The sequence below is a fragment of the Streptomyces sp. NBC_01268 genome (assembly GCF_036240795.1).
Lineage (GTDB): Bacteria > Actinomycetota > Actinomycetes > Streptomycetales > Streptomycetaceae > Streptomyces.
On sequence record NZ_CP108454.1, the window covers coordinates 4,320,011 to 4,339,873 of the forward strand.

At 71.9% G+C, this 19,863-nt stretch carries 14 protein-coding genes and 6 tRNA genes; 13 read left to right on the forward strand and 7 right to left on the reverse strand.

The features are described from left to right. Positions 1-87: 87 nt before the first annotated feature. Together OG309_RS19295 and bldC are read left to right on the forward strand one after the other, a co-directional pair. A complete protein-coding gene (locus OG309_RS19295; protein ID WP_329422506.1) occupies positions 88-1,002 on the forward strand; it encodes a hypothetical protein in 915 nt (304 codons plus the stop codon). A gap of 588 nt (positions 1,003-1,590) precedes the next feature. Then, a complete protein-coding gene (gene bldC, locus OG309_RS19300; RefSeq protein ID WP_003949541.1) occupies positions 1,591-1,797 on the forward strand; it encodes a developmental transcriptional regulator BldC in 207 nt (68 codons plus the stop codon). A gap of 420 nt (positions 1,798-2,217) precedes the next feature. Here the strand turns inward: bldC and OG309_RS19305 are convergent. Then, a tRNA-Asp gene (locus OG309_RS19305) sits at positions 2,218-2,294 on the reverse strand. Between the two features lie 88 nt (positions 2,295-2,382). Further along, positions 2,383-6,357 (reverse strand): ATP-dependent RNA helicase HrpA, encoded by a 3,975-nt coding sequence (gene hrpA / locus OG309_RS19310; RefSeq protein ID WP_329422507.1) that lies wholly within the window; start codon positions 6,355-6,357, stop codon positions 2,383-2,385. A 118-nt stretch (positions 6,358-6,475) separates the two neighbouring features. Between hrpA and OG309_RS19315 the strand changes: the two genes are divergently transcribed. The 3 genes from OG309_RS19315 to OG309_RS19325 are packed head-to-tail and all read left to right on the forward strand — an operon-like array spanning position 6,476 to position 8,501. After that, positions 6,476-6,823 carry a hypothetical protein gene (locus OG309_RS19315; protein WP_329422509.1) on the forward strand — a complete coding sequence of 116 codons (348 nt, stop codon included), beginning with the start codon at positions 6,476-6,478 and terminating at the stop codon, positions 6,821-6,823. A gap of 59 nt (positions 6,824-6,882) precedes the next feature. Further along, complete coding sequence (locus tag OG309_RS19320) at positions 6,883-7,671, forward strand: DsbA family protein (protein WP_329422510.1); 789 nt, start codon at positions 6,883-6,885, stop codon at positions 7,669-7,671. Further along, entirely contained in the window at positions 7,668-8,501 is an 834-nt protein-coding gene (locus tag OG309_RS19325) for a cytochrome c biogenesis CcdA family protein (RefSeq protein WP_329422511.1), read from the forward strand. The genes OG309_RS19320 and OG309_RS19325 overlap by 4 nt, the downstream gene beginning before the upstream one ends. A 124-nt stretch (positions 8,502-8,625) precedes the next feature. Here the strand turns inward: OG309_RS19325 and OG309_RS19330 are convergent. From OG309_RS19330 to OG309_RS19340, 3 genes are all read right to left on the reverse strand, one after another. Next, positions 8,626-8,699, reverse strand: a tRNA-Phe gene (locus OG309_RS19330). A 22-nt stretch (positions 8,700-8,721) separates the two neighbouring features. Beyond that, a tRNA-Asp gene (locus OG309_RS19335) sits at positions 8,722-8,795 on the reverse strand. 39 nt (positions 8,796-8,834) lie between these two features. Then, positions 8,835-8,907 (reverse strand) — tRNA-Glu (locus OG309_RS19340). A gap of 125 nt (positions 8,908-9,032) precedes the next feature. Here OG309_RS19340 and OG309_RS19345 point away from each other — a divergent pair. The 5 genes from OG309_RS19345 (at position 9,033) to OG309_RS19365 (ending at position 16,457) form a co-directional block, all read left to right on the forward strand. Further along, positions 9,033-9,383 (forward strand): metallopeptidase family protein, encoded by a 351-nt coding sequence (locus OG309_RS19345; RefSeq protein ID WP_329422512.1) that lies wholly within the window; start codon positions 9,033-9,035, stop codon positions 9,381-9,383. A gap of 239 nt (positions 9,384-9,622) precedes the next feature. Beyond that, positions 9,623-10,153, forward strand: a complete 531-nt coding sequence (locus tag OG309_RS19350; protein WP_329422513.1) for a hypothetical protein — start codon at positions 9,623-9,625, stop codon at positions 10,151-10,153. A gap of 201 nt (positions 10,154-10,354) precedes the next feature. After that, the gene (locus OG309_RS19355; RefSeq protein ID WP_329422514.1) at positions 10,355-12,712 is read left to right on the forward strand and encodes a DEAD/DEAH box helicase; all 2,358 of its coding nucleotides are present in this window, start codon (positions 10,355-10,357) and stop codon (positions 12,710-12,712) included. Positions 12,713-12,919: 207 nt separating this feature from the next. Beyond that, the gene (locus tag OG309_RS19360; RefSeq protein WP_329422516.1) at positions 12,920-16,285 is read left to right on the forward strand and encodes a FlgD immunoglobulin-like domain containing protein; all 3,366 of its coding nucleotides are present in this window, start codon (positions 12,920-12,922) and stop codon (positions 16,283-16,285) included. Between the two features lie 99 nt (positions 16,286-16,384). Next, positions 16,385-16,457 (forward strand) — tRNA-Lys (locus OG309_RS19365). Positions 16,458-16,548: 91 nt separating this feature from the next. Here OG309_RS19365 and OG309_RS19370 read toward each other — a convergent pair. After that, positions 16,549-17,334, reverse strand: a complete 786-nt coding sequence (locus OG309_RS19370; protein ID WP_329422517.1) for a GNAT family N-acetyltransferase — start codon at positions 17,332-17,334, stop codon at positions 16,549-16,551. Positions 17,335-17,453: 119 nt separating this feature from the next. Then, on the reverse strand, positions 17,454-18,326 hold the full coding sequence (gene sigJ / locus OG309_RS19375; protein WP_329422519.1) for an RNA polymerase sigma factor SigJ: 873 nt from the start codon (positions 18,324-18,326) through the stop codon (positions 17,454-17,456). 194 nt (positions 18,327-18,520) lie between these two features. On the opposite strand from sigJ, the gene OG309_RS19380 reads away from it, so the two are divergent. From OG309_RS19380 to OG309_RS19390, 3 genes are all read left to right on the forward strand, one after another. Continuing rightward, positions 18,521-19,024: a rhodanese-like domain-containing protein gene (locus OG309_RS19380; RefSeq protein WP_329422520.1), complete on the forward strand. Its 504-nt coding sequence runs from the start codon at positions 18,521-18,523 to the stop codon at positions 19,022-19,024. Positions 19,025-19,100: 76 nt separating this feature from the next. Then, positions 19,101-19,174 (forward strand) — tRNA-Met (locus OG309_RS19385). A 175-nt stretch (positions 19,175-19,349) separates the two neighbouring features. Then, entirely contained in the window at positions 19,350-19,829 is a 480-nt protein-coding gene (locus tag OG309_RS19390) for a hypothetical protein (protein WP_329422522.1), read from the forward strand. Positions 19,830-19,863: the final 34 nt, after the last annotated feature.

The following is a 19,863-nucleotide window of genomic DNA, read 5'->3' on the forward strand; positions in this document are numbered from 1 at the left end:
ACGAGGGTAAGTCCTACCTGGCCGTAGCAGGGACGCAGTGCTGAGGATCACCCCCTCCCGGAGTACCCGCGTGGAAGGATTTGCGACATGCCGGACCCGTCGTGCCCCTCTTCGGTGCCCGTTCCGTACGCCTCCTACTTGCGGGTGTACGAGCCGCTGGCCGCGTTCCCGGAGCCGGAGCGGAGCCACTGGGCCCGCTACGCCTGCCGTACGGACCTGCCGGGGGCGCAGCAGGAACTGCGGAGCTCGCTGGCGGACTTGGTGCGGGTGCCGCCGGCTCCGGTGCCGGCCCGCGAGAGCGGGGACGCGTTCGTGGTGACGGTGGACGGGACGGTCCTGGTCTGTCCGTGGCGCACCCGGCTGCGCGGCTGGCTGGCGCTGGAGGAGCTGGTGGGCGGGACGCTGCCGGCGCCGGTCCTGGACGCGATGCTGGCGCCGGAGGCGCGGGCGCGGGTGGCGGCGGAGCACGAGCGGTGGCGGGAGCGGAATCCGGACGCGCGGCCGTGGATCCGCGGCGCGGTGTGGCAGGTGCCGCTCCGGTGGTTCGCGCTCTTCTCGGACGAGGAGCGGGAGTACGAGCCGGGGGCCCCGGGCGGGGCGGGCACGGGCGGCACAGGCGGCGGAGGGAGCGAGGGCGCCGGCGAGGCCGTGGCCCGGCCGCCGGTGCTGCGCTACCGGACGCCGATGGTGCAGGCGCGGCGGCGGCTCGCGCGGGCCCTGAAGGCGCTGCGGGAGGCGATCGACGAGGGCCCGATGACGGAGGGTCTGGTCGAGGTGGGGCGCTGGCTGGAGGAGTTCCATCCGCGGGCGCTGGTGGAGCTGGACTACGGCGGCCTGGTGCACGCGCTCGCGGCGGAGGCGCTGGAGGCGGACCGGTCGGCGGCCGACATGGCGGTGGGGATCGCGGCGCTGCGGGACGGCGACGAGGAGGCCGCGCAGGCGGCGTACGGGCGGCTGGCGGAGCGGTGGCGGGCGGTCCGCGACCTCCAGTTCGCCAACTGACGGGGCCGGTCTTCCCCCCTGGAACCGACCGTCCTCGCGGTTATCACTCGACAGATCGGGTCCATCTGGCTTAAATGATCTTCTCGCTGGACGTCTGTTCGGGTCTTTGGTGTGTTCTCGTGGGGACGTTGGGGCGGGTGTGGCAGGACGTAGGTCCCGATCCGGGCCTTTGGCTCAAGCGTGACGGACAGCACTTACCGCACCCTTGCGCCCATCACCCACCCTCGTGCCAAAATAGGACAAGGAGTCCGGGGAGGGTTCCTTCCGTCCAAGTAAGGGCGGAAAGCTCAGCATTGCACTCTATGGGGGGTCTGAGGACTCCTGATCGCTCTGTGACTGATCGTCACAGGGGCGTGACTGTCCGTTATGGCATGGTCCATCGACTTCCGCCGCTGATGAACACCTGCGAGGGCAATTCCATCGGTTTGGCCGACGTGGCTGGACGGATGGTGTAGTTGTAGTGCCGAGGACAAGCCGTTCGTCCTATAACCGACTCGGCCCGCTACTGCCATTTCGGGCAACGCGGGTCAAGGTGCAGAATTTAGAGGAAAGAACCGAGAAGGTTCGGTTCTCCCGAGGAGGCCGCTCATGACCGCTCGCACCCCTGATGCCGAGCCGCTGCTGACCCCTGCCGAGGTTGCCACGATGTTCCGCGTGGACCCGAAGACGGTGACCCGTTGGGCGAAGGCGGGCAAGCTCACGTCCATCCGCACCCTGGGTGGGCACCGCCGGTACCGCGAGGCCGAGGTTCGCGCTCTGCTGGCGGGTATTCCGCAGCAGCGTAGCGAGGCCTGAGGCGCTCGCGACTTACGCAACACCCCGTAATACCTGCACCACCGGGCACACGCCGGGTCCCCCAACCTGGTCCGCCCACCCCAAGCTCTGCTGACGAACGACCTGCCCCAACAGGTTCTCCGTCGTCGATCGCGCTGGACTCCGCCGGGTCCAGCGCGATCTTTTTATGTCCGGCGCCGACCCCGTCCCTGCGGTGCAATTGCACATATTAAATCGAAGCCATGTAGGAAGGGTGTAAGTGAAGCACTTCCGAAAACGGATTGAGTGACACCCGTCACATCGTCAGACTCTTGTCATGGAACAGCCTTCCACCCCCCGGAGGCTCGCCAACGCGCCGTTGGTCACCCCTTGCCGGGACCTTGGTCCCTCGCGGGCGGGAACGCAAGAAGGCCCGCACCGAACGGTGCGGGCCTTCTTCGCTGGCGATCCTGACGGGACTTGAACCCGCGACCTCCACCTTGACAGGGTGGCGAGCTAACCAACTGCTCCACAGGACCTTCGCAGCCGCTGAACCGTGGCTGCGAAGATGACTGTACAGCAGGTCAGCGGTCTGGTCGAACTCGCCGGGCGGGCCCGCCGAACGGGCTACGGCACCGCCGCGTCGATCGCCTTCACGATCCGCTTGTCGGAGACCGGGTGGGCCGTGCCCAGGGCGTGCGCGAAGTAGCTCACCCGCAGCTCCTCGATCATCCAGCGGATGTCCGTGACCTGCGTCGGCACCGGCCGGCCCTTGGGGAGCTGTTCGAGCAGCCACGCGTACTCGTCCAGCATCTCGTGGACCTTCTCCATGCGGGTGGTGTCCCGCTGCACGCCCGTCGGCATCTGCTGCAGCCGCCGGTCCGCCGCCACCAGGTAGCGCATCAGGTCCGGCAGCCGCTTCAGGCCCGTACGGGTCACGAAACCGGCCGGCATCAGCCAGGACAGCTGGTCGCGCACGTCCTTGAGGTTGGGGAGCAGCGCGGGGCTGCCGGTGGCCTTCAGGCGCCGCTCACAGGCCTGCCAGGCCGCCAGGACCTGCTGCACCTGCCCCACGGTCCGCACGGTCAGCTCGACGAGGTCCGCGCGGACCTTGTCGTACAGCTTCCGGAAGGACTCCTCGTCCCAGGCCGGGCCGCCGTGGTCCGCGATCAGCCGGTCGGCCGCCGCGGTCGCGCAGTCGTCGAACAGCGCCTGGATCGAGCCGTGCGGGTTCGCCGACAGGGCCAGCTTCTGCTGGTTGGTCAGCCGGTCCGAGGCGAACTTCGCCGGGTTCACCGGAATGTTCAGCATGATCAGCTTCCGGGTGCCCCGCCACATCGCCAGCTGCTGCTCGGCCTCCGTGTCGAAGAGCCGTACGGCCACGCTGTCGCCCTCGTCGACGAGGGCCGGGTACGCCTTGACCGGCTGGCCGGCCCGACGGGTCTCGAAGACCCGGGTGAGCGTGCCGATCGTCCACTCCTTGAGCCCTGAGCGCTCCAGAGAGGGCCCGGAGCCGTCCGGGCCGCCCGTCGCCGCCGCGGCGGCCTTGGAGAGCGCCTGACGGGCCTTGGGGCGCATCCGCAGCTTGAGCGCCTCCAGGTCCTTGTCCTCGGCCAGCTTGCGGCGCCGCTCGTCGACGATCCGGAAGGTGATCGTGAGGTGCTCGGGCAGCTTCGCCCAGTCGAAGTCCTCGGCGGTCACCGGGACGCCGACCATCCGCTGGAGCTCGCGGGCGAGCGCGGTCGTCAGCGGCTCCTGGACGGGCACGACCGCGTCCAGGAAGCGGGTCGCGAAGTTCGGCGCCGGGACGTAGTGGCGGCGGATCGGCTTGGGGAGGGACCGGATCAGCTCCGTGACGACCTCCTCGCGCAGGCCCGGGATCTGCCACTCGAAGCCCTCGTCGGTGACCTGGTTGAGCACCTGGAGCGGGACGTGCACGGTCACGCCGTCCGCGTCCGCGCCCGGCTCGAACTGGTACGTCACCCGGAACTTCAGCGCGCCCTGCCGCCACGAGTCCGGGTAGTCGTCCTTGGTGACCGCTCCCGCCTTCTCGTTGATGAGCATCTCGCGCACGAAGTCGAGGAACTCCGGCTCCTCGTGGCGCTTGTGCTTCCACCACGAGTCGAAGTGCGCCCCCGAGACGACGTGCTCGGGCACCCGCTTGTCGTAGAAGTCGTACAGCGTCTCGTCGTCGACGAGGATGTCCCGGCGCCGGGCCCGGTGCTCCAACTCCTCGACCTCGGTGAGGAGTTTGCGGTTGTCGGCGAAGAACTTGTGGTGGGTGCGCCAGTCGCCCTCGACCAGCGCGTTGCGGATGAACAGCTCGCGGGAGGCCTCGGGGTCGATCCGGCCGTAGTTCACCTTGCGGTCGGCGACGATCGGCACGCCGTACAGCGTCACCTTCTCGAAGGCCATGACCGCGGCCTGGTCCTTCTCCCAGTGCGGCTCGCTGTACGTCTTCTTCACCAGGTGCTGGGCCAGCGGCTCGATCCACTCGGGCTCGATCCGCGCGTTGACCCGCGCCCACAGGCGGGAGGTCTCCACCAGCTCGGCGGACATGACGAGCCGCGGGGGCTTCTTGAAGAGCGCGGAGCCGGGGAAGATCGCGAACTTGGCGCTGCGGGCGCCGAGGTACTCGTTCCGGGTGCCCTCCCGCTTGCCGTCCCTGCCGCCGCCGTCCTTGGACTCCTTCACGTCCTTCAGGCCGATGTGGCTGAGGAGACCGGAGAGCAGGGACACGTGGACGGACTGCTCCGGGGCGTCCTCCTCGTTGGGGTGTATCCCCATCTGCTTCGCGACGGTCCGCAGCTGGGCGTAGATGTCCTGCCACTCGCGGATCCGCAGGAAGTTGAGGTACTCCTGCTTGCACATCCGGCGGAAGGAGCTGGAGCCGCGCTCCTTCTGCTGCTCGCGGATGTAGCGCCAGAGGTTGAGGAAGGCGAGGAAGTCGCTCGTCTCGTCCTTGAAGCGGGCGTGCTGCTGGTCGGCCTGCGCCTGCTTCTCGGAGGGCCGCTCGCGCGGGTCCTGGATGGAGAGCGCGGCCGCGATGACCATGACCTCGCGGACGCAGCCGTTCCGGTCGGCCTCCAGGACCATCCGGGCGAGCCGCGGGTCGACGGGCAGCTGGGACAGCTTGCGACCCTGCTCGGTGAGCCGCTTCTTCGGGTCCTTCTCGGCCGGGTTCAGCGCGCCGAGCTCCTGGAGCAGCTGCACGCCGTCCCGGATGTTGCGGTGGTCCGGCGGGTCGATGAAGGGGAACTTCTCGATGTCGCCGAGGCCGGCCGCGGTCATCTGGAGGATGACGGAGGCCAGGTTGGTGCGCAGGATCTCCGCGTCGGTGAACTCCGGCCGGGTGAGGAAGTCGTCCTCGGAGTACAGCCGGATGCAGATGCCGTCGCTGGTACGGCCGCAGCGGCCCTTGCGCTGGTTGGCGCTGGCCTGGCTGACCGGCTCGATCGGCAGCCGCTGCACCTTGGTGCGGTGGGAGTAGCGGGAGATGCGGGCGGTGCCCGGGTCGATCACGTACTTGATGCCGGGGACGGTGAGCGAGGTCTCGGCCACGTTCGTCGCGAGGACGATCCGGCGGCCGGAGTGCGCCTGGAAGACCCGGTGCTGCTCGGCATGGCTCAGCCGCGCGTACAGCGGCAGCACCTCGGTGGAGCGCAGCTGCTTCTTGATCAGGGCGTCCGCGGTGTCGCGGATCTCGCGCTCGCCGGAGAGGAAGACCAGGACGTCGCCGGGGCCCTCGGCCTGGAGCTCGTCCACGGCGTCGCAGATCGCGGTGATCTGGTCCCGGTCGGACTCCTCGCTGTCCTCTTCGAGGAGCGGGCGGTAGCGCACCTCGACCGGGTACGTGCGGCCGCTGACCTCGACGATCGGGGCGTCGCCGAAGTGGCGGGAGAAGCGCTCCGGGTCGATGGTCGCGGAGGTGATCACGACCTTCAGGTCGGGGCGCTTCGGCAGCAGCTGGGCCAGGTAGCCGAGCAGGAAGTCGATGTTGAGGGACCGCTCGTGGGCCTCGTCGATGATGATCGTGTCGTAGGCGCGCAGCTCGCGGTCCGTCTGGATCTCGGCGAGCAGGATGCCGTCCGTCATCAGCTTCACGAAGGTGCCCTCGGGGTTCACCTGGTCGGTGAAGCGCACCTTCCAGCCGACCGCCTCGCCCAGCGGGGTGCGGAGCTCCTCCGCGACGCGCTCGGCGACCGTGCGGGCGGCGATCCGGCGGGGCTGGGTGTGCCCGATCATGCCGCGGACGCCGCGGCCCAGCTCCAGGCAGATCTTCGGGATCTGCGTCGTCTTCCCGGAGCCGGTCTCACCGGCGACGATCACGACCTGGTGGTCGCGTATCGCCTCCAGGATCGCGTCCTTCTTCTGGGAGACGGGCAGCTGTTCCGGGTACGTGACCGCGGGCACGCGGGCGGCGCGCGCGTCGACCCGCTCCTTGGCCTTGCCGGCCTCGGCGGCGATCTCGTCCAGGACGGCCTCACGGGCCTCGGGCTTACGGATGCGGCGGGCGCCTTCGAGACGTCGGCCGAGCCGGTGGGAGTCCCGCAGCGAGACCTCGGCCAGGACGGACTGGAGGGCGGCGAAGGAAGTAGACATACGGGATCCAGGATCGCACCTGCGGCGGAGAAGCGGCGAACCGATTTACGAGGCCCGGACCGGTGGGCTGCGTAATATTTCGGGCACACCCGCCAGCACCGTCCCGAAAGGTTTCCGCATGTCCCGCACCGCTCGCGCGCTCGCGGCGTTCGCCGCGCTGGCCGGCCTGGTGCTGGGACTCGTGGTCTGCGGGGCCGCCACGCCCCCGCCCGCGCCCGGACCGGTCGTCGCGGGCGCCGCGGCGCCCGGCTGCGGGCAGGGCCATCCGGCCGACGAGGGGGCCGCGGGCCCCGTCGTACCGCCGCGGTCGCACGGCTTCGGGGAACTGCTGCCGGCGCTCGTGGGGGCACGGGCGGGCTGCGCGGACTGGGCCGTGGACGAGGGCCCGGCGGAGACGACCCGGGGCCGGGAGCCGCCCGCGCTGGTGCCCCCCTCCCCGGTGGAGCTGTCGATCCTGAGGGTCTAGACGGCCGGCGCCCCTCCTCGCCGTCCGTCCTCTTCCTCCGTCCTCAGGAGCGCTTCCGCATGCCCACGTCCAAGCCCGTCATGATCATCGGCGGTGTCGTGCTCGCCGCCACGCTGCTCGGCGTCGCCTCGTACGCGACCACCAGGCCGTCCGGCCCCTCCTCCTCGCCCGGCGCCGCCGCCGAGGTCTCCGCCGACCCGTCCGCCGGCGTCTACCCGGAGCTGGAGGCCTACGCCCGCCGGGACGCCTCCGACAAGCTGGCCCTCGGCCGGGCCGACGCGCCGGTCGTCCTGATCGAGTACGCCGACTTCAAGTGCGGCTACTGCGGGAAGTTCGCCCGGGACACCGAGCCCGAGCTGGTGAAGCGGTACGTCGACGCCGGCACCCTGCGCATCGAGTGGCGGAACTTCCCGATCTTCGGCGAGGAGTCGGAGGCGGCGGCCAGGGCCTCCTGGGCGGCCGGGCAGCAGGGCCGGTTCTGGGAGTTCCACAAGGCGGCGTACGCGCAGGGGGCCAAGGAGAAGGGCTTCGGCAAGGAGCGCCTGACCGCCCTCGCGGAGGAGGCGGGCGTCTCGGACCTGGCCCGCTTCACCCGCGACACGGACGGGGCCGCGGCCCGGGCGGCGGTGGGCAAGGACCAGGAGCAGGGCTACTCGCTGGGGGCCACCTCCACCCCCTCCTTCCTCGTCAACGGGCGCCCGATCGCGGGCGCCCAGCCGATGGAGGCCTTCACCGAGGCGATCGACGCGGCGGCGAAGGCGGCCGCGGCCAAGAAGCCCGGGCCGCAGTCCGGGCCGCAGTCCGGGCCGGAGTCGGGTGCGAAGACGGGTCCGGAGTCCGGCCGGTGACCTCCGGTATCGGATACTTCGCGGCCTTCCTCGGCGGGCTGCTGGCCCTGCTCAGCCCGTGCAGCGCCCTGCTGCTCCCGGCCTTCTTCGCGTACTCGGTCGACGGCCGGGCCCGCCTGGTCGCCCGGACCGGTGTCTTCTACGCGGGCCTGGCCACCACCCTCGTCCCGCTGGGTGCGGCCGGCTCCTTCGCCGGGCGGCTCTTCTACGGGCACCGGGACCTGCTGGTGGCCGTCGGCGGCTGGCTGATCGTCGGCCTCGGGGTGCTGCAGATCCTCGGTCTGGGCTTCGCGTCCCGCCGGATGAGCGAGGTCAGCGGCCGGATCCGCCCCACGACCGCGTTCTCGGTGTACGCCCTGGGCCTGGTCTACGGCCTCGCCGGCTTCTGCGCGGGCCCCATCCTGGGCAGCGTCCTGACCGTGGCCGCGCTCAGCGGCAGCCCGGTCTACGGCGGCCTGCTCCTCGCCGTGTACGCGCTCGGCATGGCCGTCCCGCTCTTCGTGCTGGCCCTGCTCTGGAACCGGTACGACCTGGGGCGGCGGCGCTGGCTGCGGGGCCGGCCGATCCGGCTCGGCCGGTTCGAGCTGCATTCGACCTCGCTGCTCTCGGGCCTGTTCTTCATCGCCCTCGGCACGCTCTTCCTGGTCTTCGACGGGACGACCGCGCTGCCGGGGCTGCTGTCCGTGGACGACTCGTTCGCCGTGGAGGAGCGGGTGGGCGCCCTCGGCCGCCTGGTCCCGGACTGGGCGCTGCTCCTCGCGGTGCCGGCCGTGGTGGCGGGCGGCTTCGCCGTGCGGGCCCTGCGGGGACGGCGGCGCGGGGAGGCGTGAGGGTACGGGGAGGAGGGCGCCGCCCTCCTCCCCGTACGCCGGTCGCGCGCCGGTCACTCGAACGGCAGACGCGGGACGGCACACGAAGAAGGCCCCGTTCTTTCGAACGGGGCCTTCTCTTTTGTGGCTGGGGCCGGGGTCGAACCGGCGACCTATCGCTTTTCAGGCGATCGCTCGTACCAACTGAGCTACCCAGCCACGAGACTGTTTCCAGCCTCAGCGACTCTGACGGGACTTGAACCCGCGACCTCCACCTTGACAGGGTGGCGAGCTAACCAACTGCTCCACAGAGCCATATGTTGTGCGAGAACTAGTCTCGCACAGGATTGTGCGTGCCCCCAACGGGATTCGAACCCGTGCTACCGCCTTGAAAGGGCGGCGTCCTGGGCCACTAGACGATGAGGGCTAAGGGCCCACCTGGGCGCTTTCCAGCGCGTCGGGGACGTGAGAAGCATATGGGATCTCGGCCGGATCGCCAAAACGGTTTCTCCGGGCAGGTGAAGGGGCCCCTGAGGGAGGGAGAATGGGCGCGTGCTGGAGATGACGCGCGAGGAGTTCGAGGAGCTCGTCGCCGAAGCCCTGGACCGGATCCCGCCGGAGCTGACCCGGCTGATGGACAACGTCGCCGTGTTCGTGGAGGACGAGCCGGCGTCCGACGATCCCGAACTCCTCGGTCTCTACGAGGGGACTCCGCTGACCGACCGCGGCGAGTGGTACGCCGGGGTGCTCCCGGACCGGATCACCATCTACCGCGGACCGACCCTGCGGATGTGCGAGTCCCGCGAGGACGTGGTCGCGGAGACCGAGATCACCGTGGTGCACGAGATCGCCCACCACTTCGGCATCGACGACGAGCGGCTGCACGCGCTGGGTTACGGCTGAGCCGGCCGGGTCCGGGGCGGGGCGGGCGGGCGGTGGCCGGGATCGGTCCGGCGGTGGCTGGGGCGTGTCCCTCGCGGCGCCAAGGGAGTTGGGCAGGGCGACGCGTTCGATCGGCTCGATCGGCGCCCCGTTCCCGCCCGTCATGTCCTGGAGGTGCCTCCGTGCGCCATTTGCCCACCCCGGTGCGTTGGGCCGCGACCGCGTTGGCGGTCGCCGCCTGCGCGGGTCTGAGCGGCTGTATGAGTGTCAGCGACGACGGCGCGAAGCCGGCGCCCAGCAACTCCGCGGGGAAGCGGGGCGCTGCGGCCGGTGCCGGGGAGGACGGCGGCCTCTCCGGAGGGGGCGAGGGGGACGGGTACGACCGTACGGTCCGGAGCGGTCCGGACGCGGACGGCTCGGGCAAGGAGTCGCCGGTCCCGAGCGGCTCTCCGACGGCCTCCGCCAAGCCGGCCGGCGGCGCGGGCGCGGCGGGCGCGGGCGGGCTGCCGAAGCCGCCGCAGACACCGGGCGGGGCCGGCGGCCCCGGCGCGGGCCCCGGGGGCGACTCGGGTGCGCCGGGTGGCGAGACCACGCCACCGGTCGATCCGTCGCAGCCGACGCCGACCCAGGACCCGACCACGCCCCCGCCGGACCCGACGTCCGAACCGACGGTCAGCGAGACCCCCTCGACCACCCCCGGGGCGGATACCCACATGGGTGCCATGAGGGCGGCGGAGGGGCCGGGTGGGCCCTCCGAGCCGGAGGCATCACCGCAGGCCAGGCCGGTGTGACGGTGATCGGTTTGCCTTGGGTGGGGGGGAGTGCGTATGGTGGTAGATCGTTTGATCCCATTTGCCCGGCGCCACGACCGAAGAGCGCCGTGACTGGCGCGTACTCTCCCTTGCCGTGGCTGACCGCATTGAGGCGGTCCGTAGTGCGAAACACGGAGTTGACGGGCGCGTGCCGAGACTCCGGAAGGTTTCGCATTTCGCATGTCCATTTTCAGTTCTGATCACGCCGTCCTGCCCGAGAACGAGAACGACGAGACCGTCGCCGAGGCCGTAGTGGCCACCGACGCCGTCGAGACCGTCGAGGCCGAGGACACCACCGACAGCATCGACACCACCGACGCCGACGACGCCGACGACACCGTCGAGGCCGTCGAGGCCGACGCCGACGAGACCCCCGAGATCACCTTCGGTGACCTGGGCCTCCCCGAGGGCGTCGTGCGCAAGCTGGCGCAGAACGGCGTCACCACCCCCTTCCCGATCCAGGCCGCGACCATCCCGGACGCCCTGGCCGGCAAGGACATCCTCGGCCGCGGCCGTACCGGCTCCGGCAAGACCCTCTCCTTCGGTCTGCCGCTGCTCGCCACCCTGGCGGAGGGCCGCACCGAGAAGAAGAAGCCCCGCGGCGTCATCCTCACCCCGACCCGTGAGCTCGCGATGCAGGTCGCGGACGCCCTCCAGCCGTACGGCGACGTGCTCGGCCTCAAGATGAAGGTCGTCTGCGGCGGTACGTCGATGGGCAACCAGATCTACGCGCTCGAGCGCGGCGTCGACATCCTCGTCGCCACCCCGGGCCGTCTGCGCGACATCATCAACCGCGGCGCCTGCTCCCTGGAGCAGGTCAAGATCGCGGTCCTCGACGAGGCCGACCAGATGGCCGACCTGGGCTTCCTGCCCGAGGTCACCGAGCTGCTCGACCAGGTTCCGGCCGGCGGCCAGCGCCTGCTCTTCTCCGCCACCCTGGAGAACGAGATCGACAGCCTGGTCAAGCGCTACCTGGTGAACCCGGTCACGCACGAGGTCGACCCGTCCGCCGGCGCCGTCACGACGATGACCCACCACGTCCTGGTCGTGAAGCCGAAGGACAAGGCCCCGGTCACCGCGGCCATCGCCGCCCGTAAGGGCCGCACCATCATCTTCGTCCGCACCCAGCTGGGCGCCGACCGCATCGCCGAGCAGCTGCGTGACGCCGGTGTGAAGGCCGACGCGCTGCACGGCGGCATGACCCAGGGCGCGCGTACCCGCACCCTCGCCGACTTCAAGGACGGCTACGTCAACGCGCTCGTCGCGACCGACGTCGCCGCCCGAGGCATCCACGTGGACGGCATCGACCTGGTCCTCAACGTGGACCCGGCCGGCGACCACAAGGACTACCTGCACCGCTCGGGCCGTACCGCCCGTGCCGGCCGCTCCGGCGTCGTGGTCTCCCTGGCCCTGCCGCACCAGCGCCGTCAGATCTTCCGTCTGATGGAGGACGCGGGCGTCGACGCCTCGCGCCACATCGTCGGCGGGGCCGGCGCGTTCGACCCCGAGGTCGCCGAGATCACCGGCGCCCGCTCGCTCACCGAGGTCCAGGCCGACTCCGCGAACAACTCGGCCAAGCAGGCCGAGCGCGAGGTCGCCGACCTGACCAAGCAGCTGGAGCGCCTGCAGCGCCGCGCCGTCGAGCTCCGCGAGGAGGCCGACCGCCTGGTGGCCCGCGCCGCCCGTGAGCGCGGTGAGGACCCGGAGGCCGCGGTCGCCGAGGTGACCGAGGCCGCCGAGGCCGAGGTCGCGGAGGCCGTCGCCGCGGTGGCGGCCGAGCCGGTTCGCGAGGAGCGCCGCGACTTCGACCGCCGCGACGACCGCGGTGGCTACGAGCGCCGTGACAACGACCGTGGTGGCTTCCGTCGGGACAACGACCGTGGCGGCGACCGCGGTGGCTTCCGTCGCGACAACGACCGTCCGTCGGGCGGCTTCCGCCGTGACAACGACCGTCCGTCGTTCAACCGCGACCGTGACAACGACCGCGGTGGCTTCCGTCGCGACAACGACCGTCCGTCCGGTGGCTTCCGCCGTGACAACGACCGTCCGTCGTTCAACCGCGACCGTGACAACGACCGCGGTGGCTTCCGTCGCGACAACGACCGTCCGTCCGGTGGCTTCCGCCGTGACAACGACCGTCCGTCGTTCAACCGCGACCGTGACAACGACCGTGGCGGCTTCCGTCGCGACAACGACCGTCCCTCGTTCAACCGCGACCGTGACAACGACCGCGGTGGCGACCGTGGCGGCTTCCGCCGCGACAACGACCGTCCGTCCGGCGGCTTCCGTCGCGACAACGAGCGCCGTGACAACGACCGTCCGTCCGGTGGCGGCTTCCGCCGCGACGACCGCCCCTCCGGCGGCCACCGTGGCAGCGACCGTCCGTTCAACCGCGACCGTCGTGACGACCGCCCGTCCAGCGGCTTCCGCCGCGACGACCACCGCCCCTCGGGCGGCGGCTTCCGCCGTGACGACCACCGCCCGTCCGGTGGTGGCTTCCGCCGCGACGAGAAGCCGCGCTGGAAGCGCAACGGCTGATCTTCCGTAAGGCCGTGAAAGGGCCCGTATCCGCACTTCGGTGCGGGTGCGGGCCCTTTCCGTACCCGCTGTTAGAGTCGCCGCATCCGAACGGGTGGCCGTGGCTGGGGGGCTGCGACGACACCCTGTTCGCCCGACTGCATCTCGTCACGTCTCAGGGGGGACCGAGTGCGCCGTAGCGCTCTTGTACGCCATTCCATCGCAGCCGTGGCCGCGGCGACCGTCTTCGCCGGCCTCGGCCCGCTCATTCCGACGGCGGCCGCCGCCGAGGGCGACACGGTCGTCTTCCCGGCCGCGGTCGCGGCCCAGCCCCGCCAGGTCGTCCCGCTCTCGGCAGGCCCGGGCGGCTACCTCCGCTACGAACAGGGTCTCGGGCAGTTCTGGACCAGCTGGGACGGCGTCGAGACGATCGTCCACAACGACCGGGAGGGCGCGGAGACCGGCGGCGTGTACGGGGCGGGCTCCGACGTCGTCGCGGCGTACCAGTCGAACGGGCCGATCACGCCCGCGGACATACGCCTGTGGGACGTGACCGCCGGGGAGAACACCTACGTCCGGCTGCCGTCGCTCGACCACACGTACGTGGGGACCTTCGGTTCCACCGTCGTCACCTTCACGCAGAGCGGCGCCGACGCCCCGCGCGAGTGGCACCTGCTGCGGCGGGTGAACGGCGCCGTGCAGGACACCCCCGTGACCGGTTGGCCGGAGGGCGCGACGCCCGCCGACAAGGCGGTGGCGGGAGACGCGAACGGCTTTCTGATCGGCTACCAGGTGGACGGCGTCACCCGCCCCGCCTGGGTCGACCTCGCCTCCGCCAAGGTCAGGCCGGTCTCGCTGGACCCGACCGCCCGGGTGGGCTCCTTCGTCCAGACGCCCACCGAGGTCATCGTGTGGACGAAGGACGGCAAGGTGCGGTTCTTCCCCAAGGGGCAGCCCGGCGGCGAGGGGCCGCTCACCCAGGCCCCGGCCACGCTCGACCTCGCCTACAAGAACGACGGCGACGTCCTGCTGGGCTCCGTCAACCTGGACCTCGTCGTCGCCCGCGCCACCGGCTACTCGGCGACCGCCCCGTACAGCATCTTCACGGCGTCCCGGCTGGGCGGCCAGGAGAGCTACCGGTTCCTGTACGGCCGCAAGGACGCGGTGGCCACGCCGGACGGCGGGCTGCTGATGATCGGCGGCCTGGGCGCCGACGAACTGGGCCTCTACCGCTTCCGCCCGGAGGGAGCGTCCACGACCCTGAACCGCATCCGCGAGGTGACCCCGCTCACCTCGAAGCCGCGCCGGCTGAGCTTCAGCCACGGCCGGCTCGACTCGCTGGAGCGGATGCCGGACGAGAAGAACGTCGTCCGCTCGCGGACGGTGTCGGTCAGCGGGCCCCTTGAGGCGGGGGAGACGCAGGAGCGGGGAGACCTCGGCCTGCCCCTGGACTACTGCACGGACACGACCTCTTGCGAAGCACCGTTCACGACGGGCGACGGGCGGATGGTGTTCAACAGGCCCGGCAACGAAGCGGGGCTGCCGGTCGTGGTGGAGCCCGGGGCGGCCACGGGCCGTCCGATCAGCACCGAGTTCACCTCCTTCAACGTCTTCGACGTGTCGGGCCGCTATGCCCTGGGCGCCGGGAGCGGCCCCGACGGTCTGAGCTTCCGCACGTCCGTGATCGACCTGGACACGGGGAAGCGGGCCGCCACGTTCGCGGTCGGCTACGAGCTCAGGGAGGCCGAGCTCTACGGTGACACCCTCTGGGTGCCGGGCTCGGGCGAGACCGCCGGCAAGGTCGTCGGCTACGACGTCCGGACGCGCGCGGTGAAGCGCACGGTCGACCTGGGGGCCGACTGCGCCGCCCAGAACGTCCGGGTGACGGCGCACTGGCTCGGCTGGGACTGCGCGAGCGGAGCGGCCGGAGTCCACGACCTCGACACGCACACGAACCACCCGTTCGGCGACGCGTACTCCGTCCTCGGCGACGGCTACGCGGTCAGGGCTTCCGGGACCGAGCTCAAGGTCACGGACTACAGGGGGTCCGCCCCCGTGGCGAAGGGCACGTACCGGACCAGCGAGTTCAACGACGAGGCGGGCGAGTACGCCGTCGACACCGCCACCGGGCGCCTGGCGTACCAGTCGACCGCGGCCGGTGACGTGAGCGTCGTCGACCTCGGCGTCCCCGCCTCGCCGCTCGCCCGCATCGACGCCGACGTGCCCGCCACGGCCGCCGTCGCCGACGGGACGGGCACGTGGCGGCCGCGCTGGTGGCTGTCCAAGCCGGCCGCCTCCTGGCAGCTGACCCTGACGCGCAAGGCCACCGGCACCGTGGCCCGCACCCTGACGGGCGGCGAGGCGCGGGGCGTGCTCGCGGCCGCCTGGGACGGCAGGGACGCCGCGGGCAGGCTCGTCGCGAACGGCTCCTACAGCTGGAAGCTGACGGCCAAGGCGGCCGACGGCTCCGGGGCCGACCTGGTGCACTCCGGCGACGTCCTCCTGAGCGGGGCGGCGGCGTCGGAGTACGGCACGTTCGCGCCGCTCACGCCGACGCGGCTGATGGACACCCGGGCCGGGCTCGGGGTGCCGAAGGCCAAGGTCGGCGCGGCGCAGACCGTCTCGCTCCAGGTGGCGGGCGCGGGCGGGGTCCCGGCGGCGGGCGTCACGGCGGTCGTCCTCAACGTGACCGCGACGAACGCGAGCTCCGGCAGCTTCGTGTCGGTGTACCCGTCGGGCACGCAGCGGACGAGCGCGTCGAACCTGAACTTCACGGCCGGCCGGACCGCGCCGAACCTGGTGGTCGTCCCCGTGGTGGACGGCAAGGTGAACTTCTACAACCACGCCGGCTCGGTCGACCTGCTGGCCGACGTCGCCGGCTACTACACGAGCGCCGGCACGGGCACCACGTACCAGCCGGTCACGCCGACCCGCCTGATGGACACCCGCAGCGGCCTGGGCGTGCCCAAGGCCAAGGTCGGCCCGGCCGGCACGGTGAGCCTCGCCGTCCCCGAGCCGGGGGCGACGGCGGTCGTCCTGAACGTCACGGCGACGGGCCCGACGGCCGGCGGCTTCGTGTCGGTCTACCCGTACGGGACCCCGCGCACGGCGGCGTCGAACCTGAACTTCACGGCGGGTCAGACGGTGCCGAACCTGGTCGTCGTCCCCGTGAAGGACGGCAAGGTCACCTTCTACAACCACGCGGGCTCCGTCGACCTGCTGGCCGACGTCGCCGGCTACTACAAGGCGGGCGCCTCGGGCGCCGAGTACAGGCCGGTCACGCCGACCCGTCTGATGGACACCCGCACGGGCGACCCGCTCGGCGCGGGCGGCACGGTGAGCCTCCCGGTCGACCGTCCGGGGGCGACGGCGGTCGTCCTGAACGTCACGGCGACGGGCCCGACGGCCGGCGGCTTCGTGTCGGTCTACCCGTACGGGACCCCGCGCACGGCGGCGTCGAACCTGAACTTCACGGCGGGTCAGACGGTGCCGAACCTGGTCGTCGTCCCCGTGAAGGACGGCAAGGTCACCTTCTACAACCGGGCCGGTTCGGTCCACCTTCTCGCGGACCTCGCGGGCTACTTCGTCGGCTGACCCCGGCCCGGCCCCGGCGCACCGCCCGGTGCGCCGGGGCCGATACCCGATCGGTTTCGGGGAGGTCTCCGGCTATGCTGCTCGGGTGTGCTCGTCCACGGGCCGTTAGCTCAATTGGCAGAGCAGTGGACTTTTAATCCATTGGTTGTGGGTTCGAGTCCCACACGGCCTACCGACGCACGGCGGGCGAGGGGAGACCCTCTGTCCTGCTGCGGAGCGCCCCGACCGGTTTCGGCTGGTCGGGGCGCTCCGTCGTTCCGGGTTCACCGTGACGGTGCCACAGGAACGGAGGCCCACCAGGTCGAGGGCGCCGCGACGGTGTACCCCAGGGACTCGTACAGCGGCCTGCCCAGCTTCGAAGCGGTGAGCGTGACCGGCAGCTCCGCCAGGTGGGCCAGGGCTCCGAGCATGACGGACCGGCCGACGCCACGCGACCGGAAGGCCGGTGAGGTGCCGACCCAGTAGTGGCTGCCGACGCCGTCGTCCACGACGCTGACGCAGGCTCCCGCGGCCACGCCGTCGTGCCAGGCGACGAACACGTCCACGCCCGGCTGCCCGATCAGCGTCATCGGGAACAGCTCGCCGGGGCGGTAGGGCTCGAAGCCGGTCAGTTCGAAGCCCTCGATGACGATCCGCTCGGCGGCCTGGAGCTCCTCGGGCCGCTGTACCCGGGTCACCTCCAGGGCCGGTTCGCCGACGGGCCCGGGCGGGCGCAGCATGACCGGCATCTGCCAGCTGCGCATGCCCAGCGGGCTCAGGTCGGTCGAGCCGAACGGATCCTCGACGTTCACCGGCCCCGCGGCCCGGCGGGCCAGCTCGCTCAACTCGGCCCGTTCGCCCGGGTCGAGGTCGGGCTCCTGGATCAGGATCCGCAGTCCGGCCCGCTCGTCTCCGTCGACCGCGACGAAGCCGCGGCGCCGGATGACGTCATGCCCCCGGCTTCGTCCGGTCGCGGTCCAGAGGGCGGCGGAGTTGCGGGCCTGACGCGTCGGCGCCTCGGCCAGGGCCAGGGGCGTGGGCCGGCCGGCCGGAGTGGATCTTGTTGTCATTGCGCTTACGGTAGTGCGCAGTTGACCCGTCACGCAGGCCGATTCCGGGCGGGCCGTCGGGCCGCCCGGCGCCCCTGCCCGGCTCCCGCCGGGACGGGGGCGTCTCGTCGTGACGGGGGTCAGCCGGTGACGCCCAGGGCCGCCAGGCGCTCCGGGTCCGCCACGATGTCGATGCCGACGATGCGGTCGGCGACGATCGTGAAGGCCATGAGGCCGACCGGGCGCCCGTCGGCGAGGGAGACCAGGCCGGCCGCGCCGTTGACCACGACCGGGCGGGCCGCGTGGCGGAACCGGGCGAAGGTGAGGGCCTGGCTCGTGACCGCCTCGGCGCCGCGGACCAGCTTGGAGGCGGCCCTCAGCAGGGTGCCGCCGTCGGCGCGGAGGACCACGCCGGGGTCGAGGACCGTCAGCAGGCCCTGGAAGTCGCCGGCCCGGGAGGCGGCCAGGAAGGCGTCGACGACCTCGCGCTGGCGGGCCAGGTCGGGCGCGGGGGCCGGGGTGGCGCCCTGGACGCGGCGGCGGGCGCGGCTGGCGAGCTGGCGGGTGGCGGCGGGGCTGCGGTCGACGATGGGCGCGATCTCGTCGAAGGAGACCGCGAACAGGTCGTGCAGCACGAACGCGAGGCGCTCGGCCGGGGACAGGGTCTCCAGGACGACGAGGAGCGCGAGTCCGACCGAGTCGGCGCGCAGCGCCTCCTTCTCGGGGTCGGCGACGCCCTCCTCCCGGACCACCGGGTCGGGCACGTAGCTCTCCAGCGGGTCCTCGCGGCGGGCGGTGCGGGAGCGCAGCATGTCGAGGCAGACCCGGCCGACGACGGTGGTCAGCCAGCCGCTGAGGTTCTCCACGCCGCTGGTGTCGGAGCGGTTCAGCTTGAACCAGGCCTCCTGGACGGCGTCCTCCGCCTCGCTGAGCGAGCCGAGCATCCGGTAGGCCACCGCCCGCAGGTGGCCGCGGTCGGCGTCGAAGCGTGCGGCCAGGAGGTCCTTGTCCATCGGTGGGTGTTCCCCTTCGCGTCCGGTCACAGGGTCGTACGGGTATGACGGATGACGCCCCACGGATGTGACAGGTTCCGGTACGTGAGATCCCCGCCCGGTCGAAGGAAACGGCCCGGATTCCCCGGGCGAACCCCGCGAGCGCCGTGGATCAGCCCTTCAGCGTGGTGATCGTCTTCCCTAGATTTATGTCCATGACGACGACATCGACGCAGGTCAGCCCCGTGAACTCGGTCCTCCGCACCCCGCCCGCCGCCCCCGCCGCCGCGGTCGCGTACTTCTCCGCCAGCCTCGCCTTCCACGCCGACGTCTCCGATGTGGCCTCCGCCCTCGCCGACGCCCGGGCCACCGGCGGCGACCCCGGTTTCGTGGTGCTCGACTCCCGCTCCACCGCCTCCTGGGACCAGGGGCACGTGCCGGGCGCGGTGCACCTGCCGACCGCCCTCATCGCCGAGCAGGCCGAGCAGCTCCTCGACAAGGGCGTCCCGGTCGTCACGTACTGCTGGGGCCCCGGCTGCAACGGCGCCACGCGCGCCGCGCTCGCCCTCGCGCAGCTGGGCTTCCAGGTGAAGGAGATGCTGGGCGGCTTCGAGTACTGGGTGCGCGAGGGCTTCGGCTTCGAGACGTGGGAGGGCGCCGAGCAGAGGGCGGCGGACCCGCTCACGGCGCCGGTCGACTCGGACGACTGCGGTTGCTGAGGAGGACCCCGGCGGCGGCCCGGCGGCAATGGATTTCGTGACCTGGGCATTCATGCCGTAGAGTGGTGTTCACCGACGCGGGGTGGAGCAGCTCGGTAGCTCGCTGGGCTCATAACCCAGAGGTCGCAGGTTCAAATCCTGTCCCCGCTACTCAGTAGCCCGAAGGCCCGGATCCGATCATGGATCCGGGCCTTCGGCGTTTCCGTGTACCCGGACCCGTAGCCGTGGGCAACCGGAAAGGCCATACGCCCGCAAGTAAACGGTGGCCAAAACCGGGTCCGCCTTTTTGCGCGCCGCACGTGCGCCGCGTAGCCTCACGCGCACGATGAGTGACCGAGGTGTGACGGAACTGCGGCAGGCGGGACGGCGGGCGCCCGCCGTCCTGCTGCTGTTCGCGCTCGTCGCGCTGATCGCGGGCGTCTGCCACGGCGCGCACGGGCACGCGCTGGCGGCGCCCGGGGCGGTGACGTCGGGTGCGGTGCCCGCCGGTGAGGCGACGGCCGTCGGGGCGGTGGCCTCGGGTGCGGTGGTCCCCCGCGCGGTGGCCTCCGGTGGCACCGCCGCCTTCTCCGTCCCCGGGTTCCCGCACGGCTGCGAGCGGTCCGGGGAGGGGTGGTCCTTCGACGCGCACCTGCCCGCGCAGTCCGCCGGTGCGCAGTTCCCGGCGCCGGACGCCGCGGGCGCCGTCCTCGCGTACGACGAGGTGTTCCCCGAGGCCCCGCACACGCGCTGTGTCCGTGGCCGGGCCGGGCCCGGACCCGAGCCGGGCCGGCTGCTGATCGCCCTCGGGGTGGACCGGAACTGAGCCGGGTCGCGCACCTAAGCGACCTCGTTCCTTC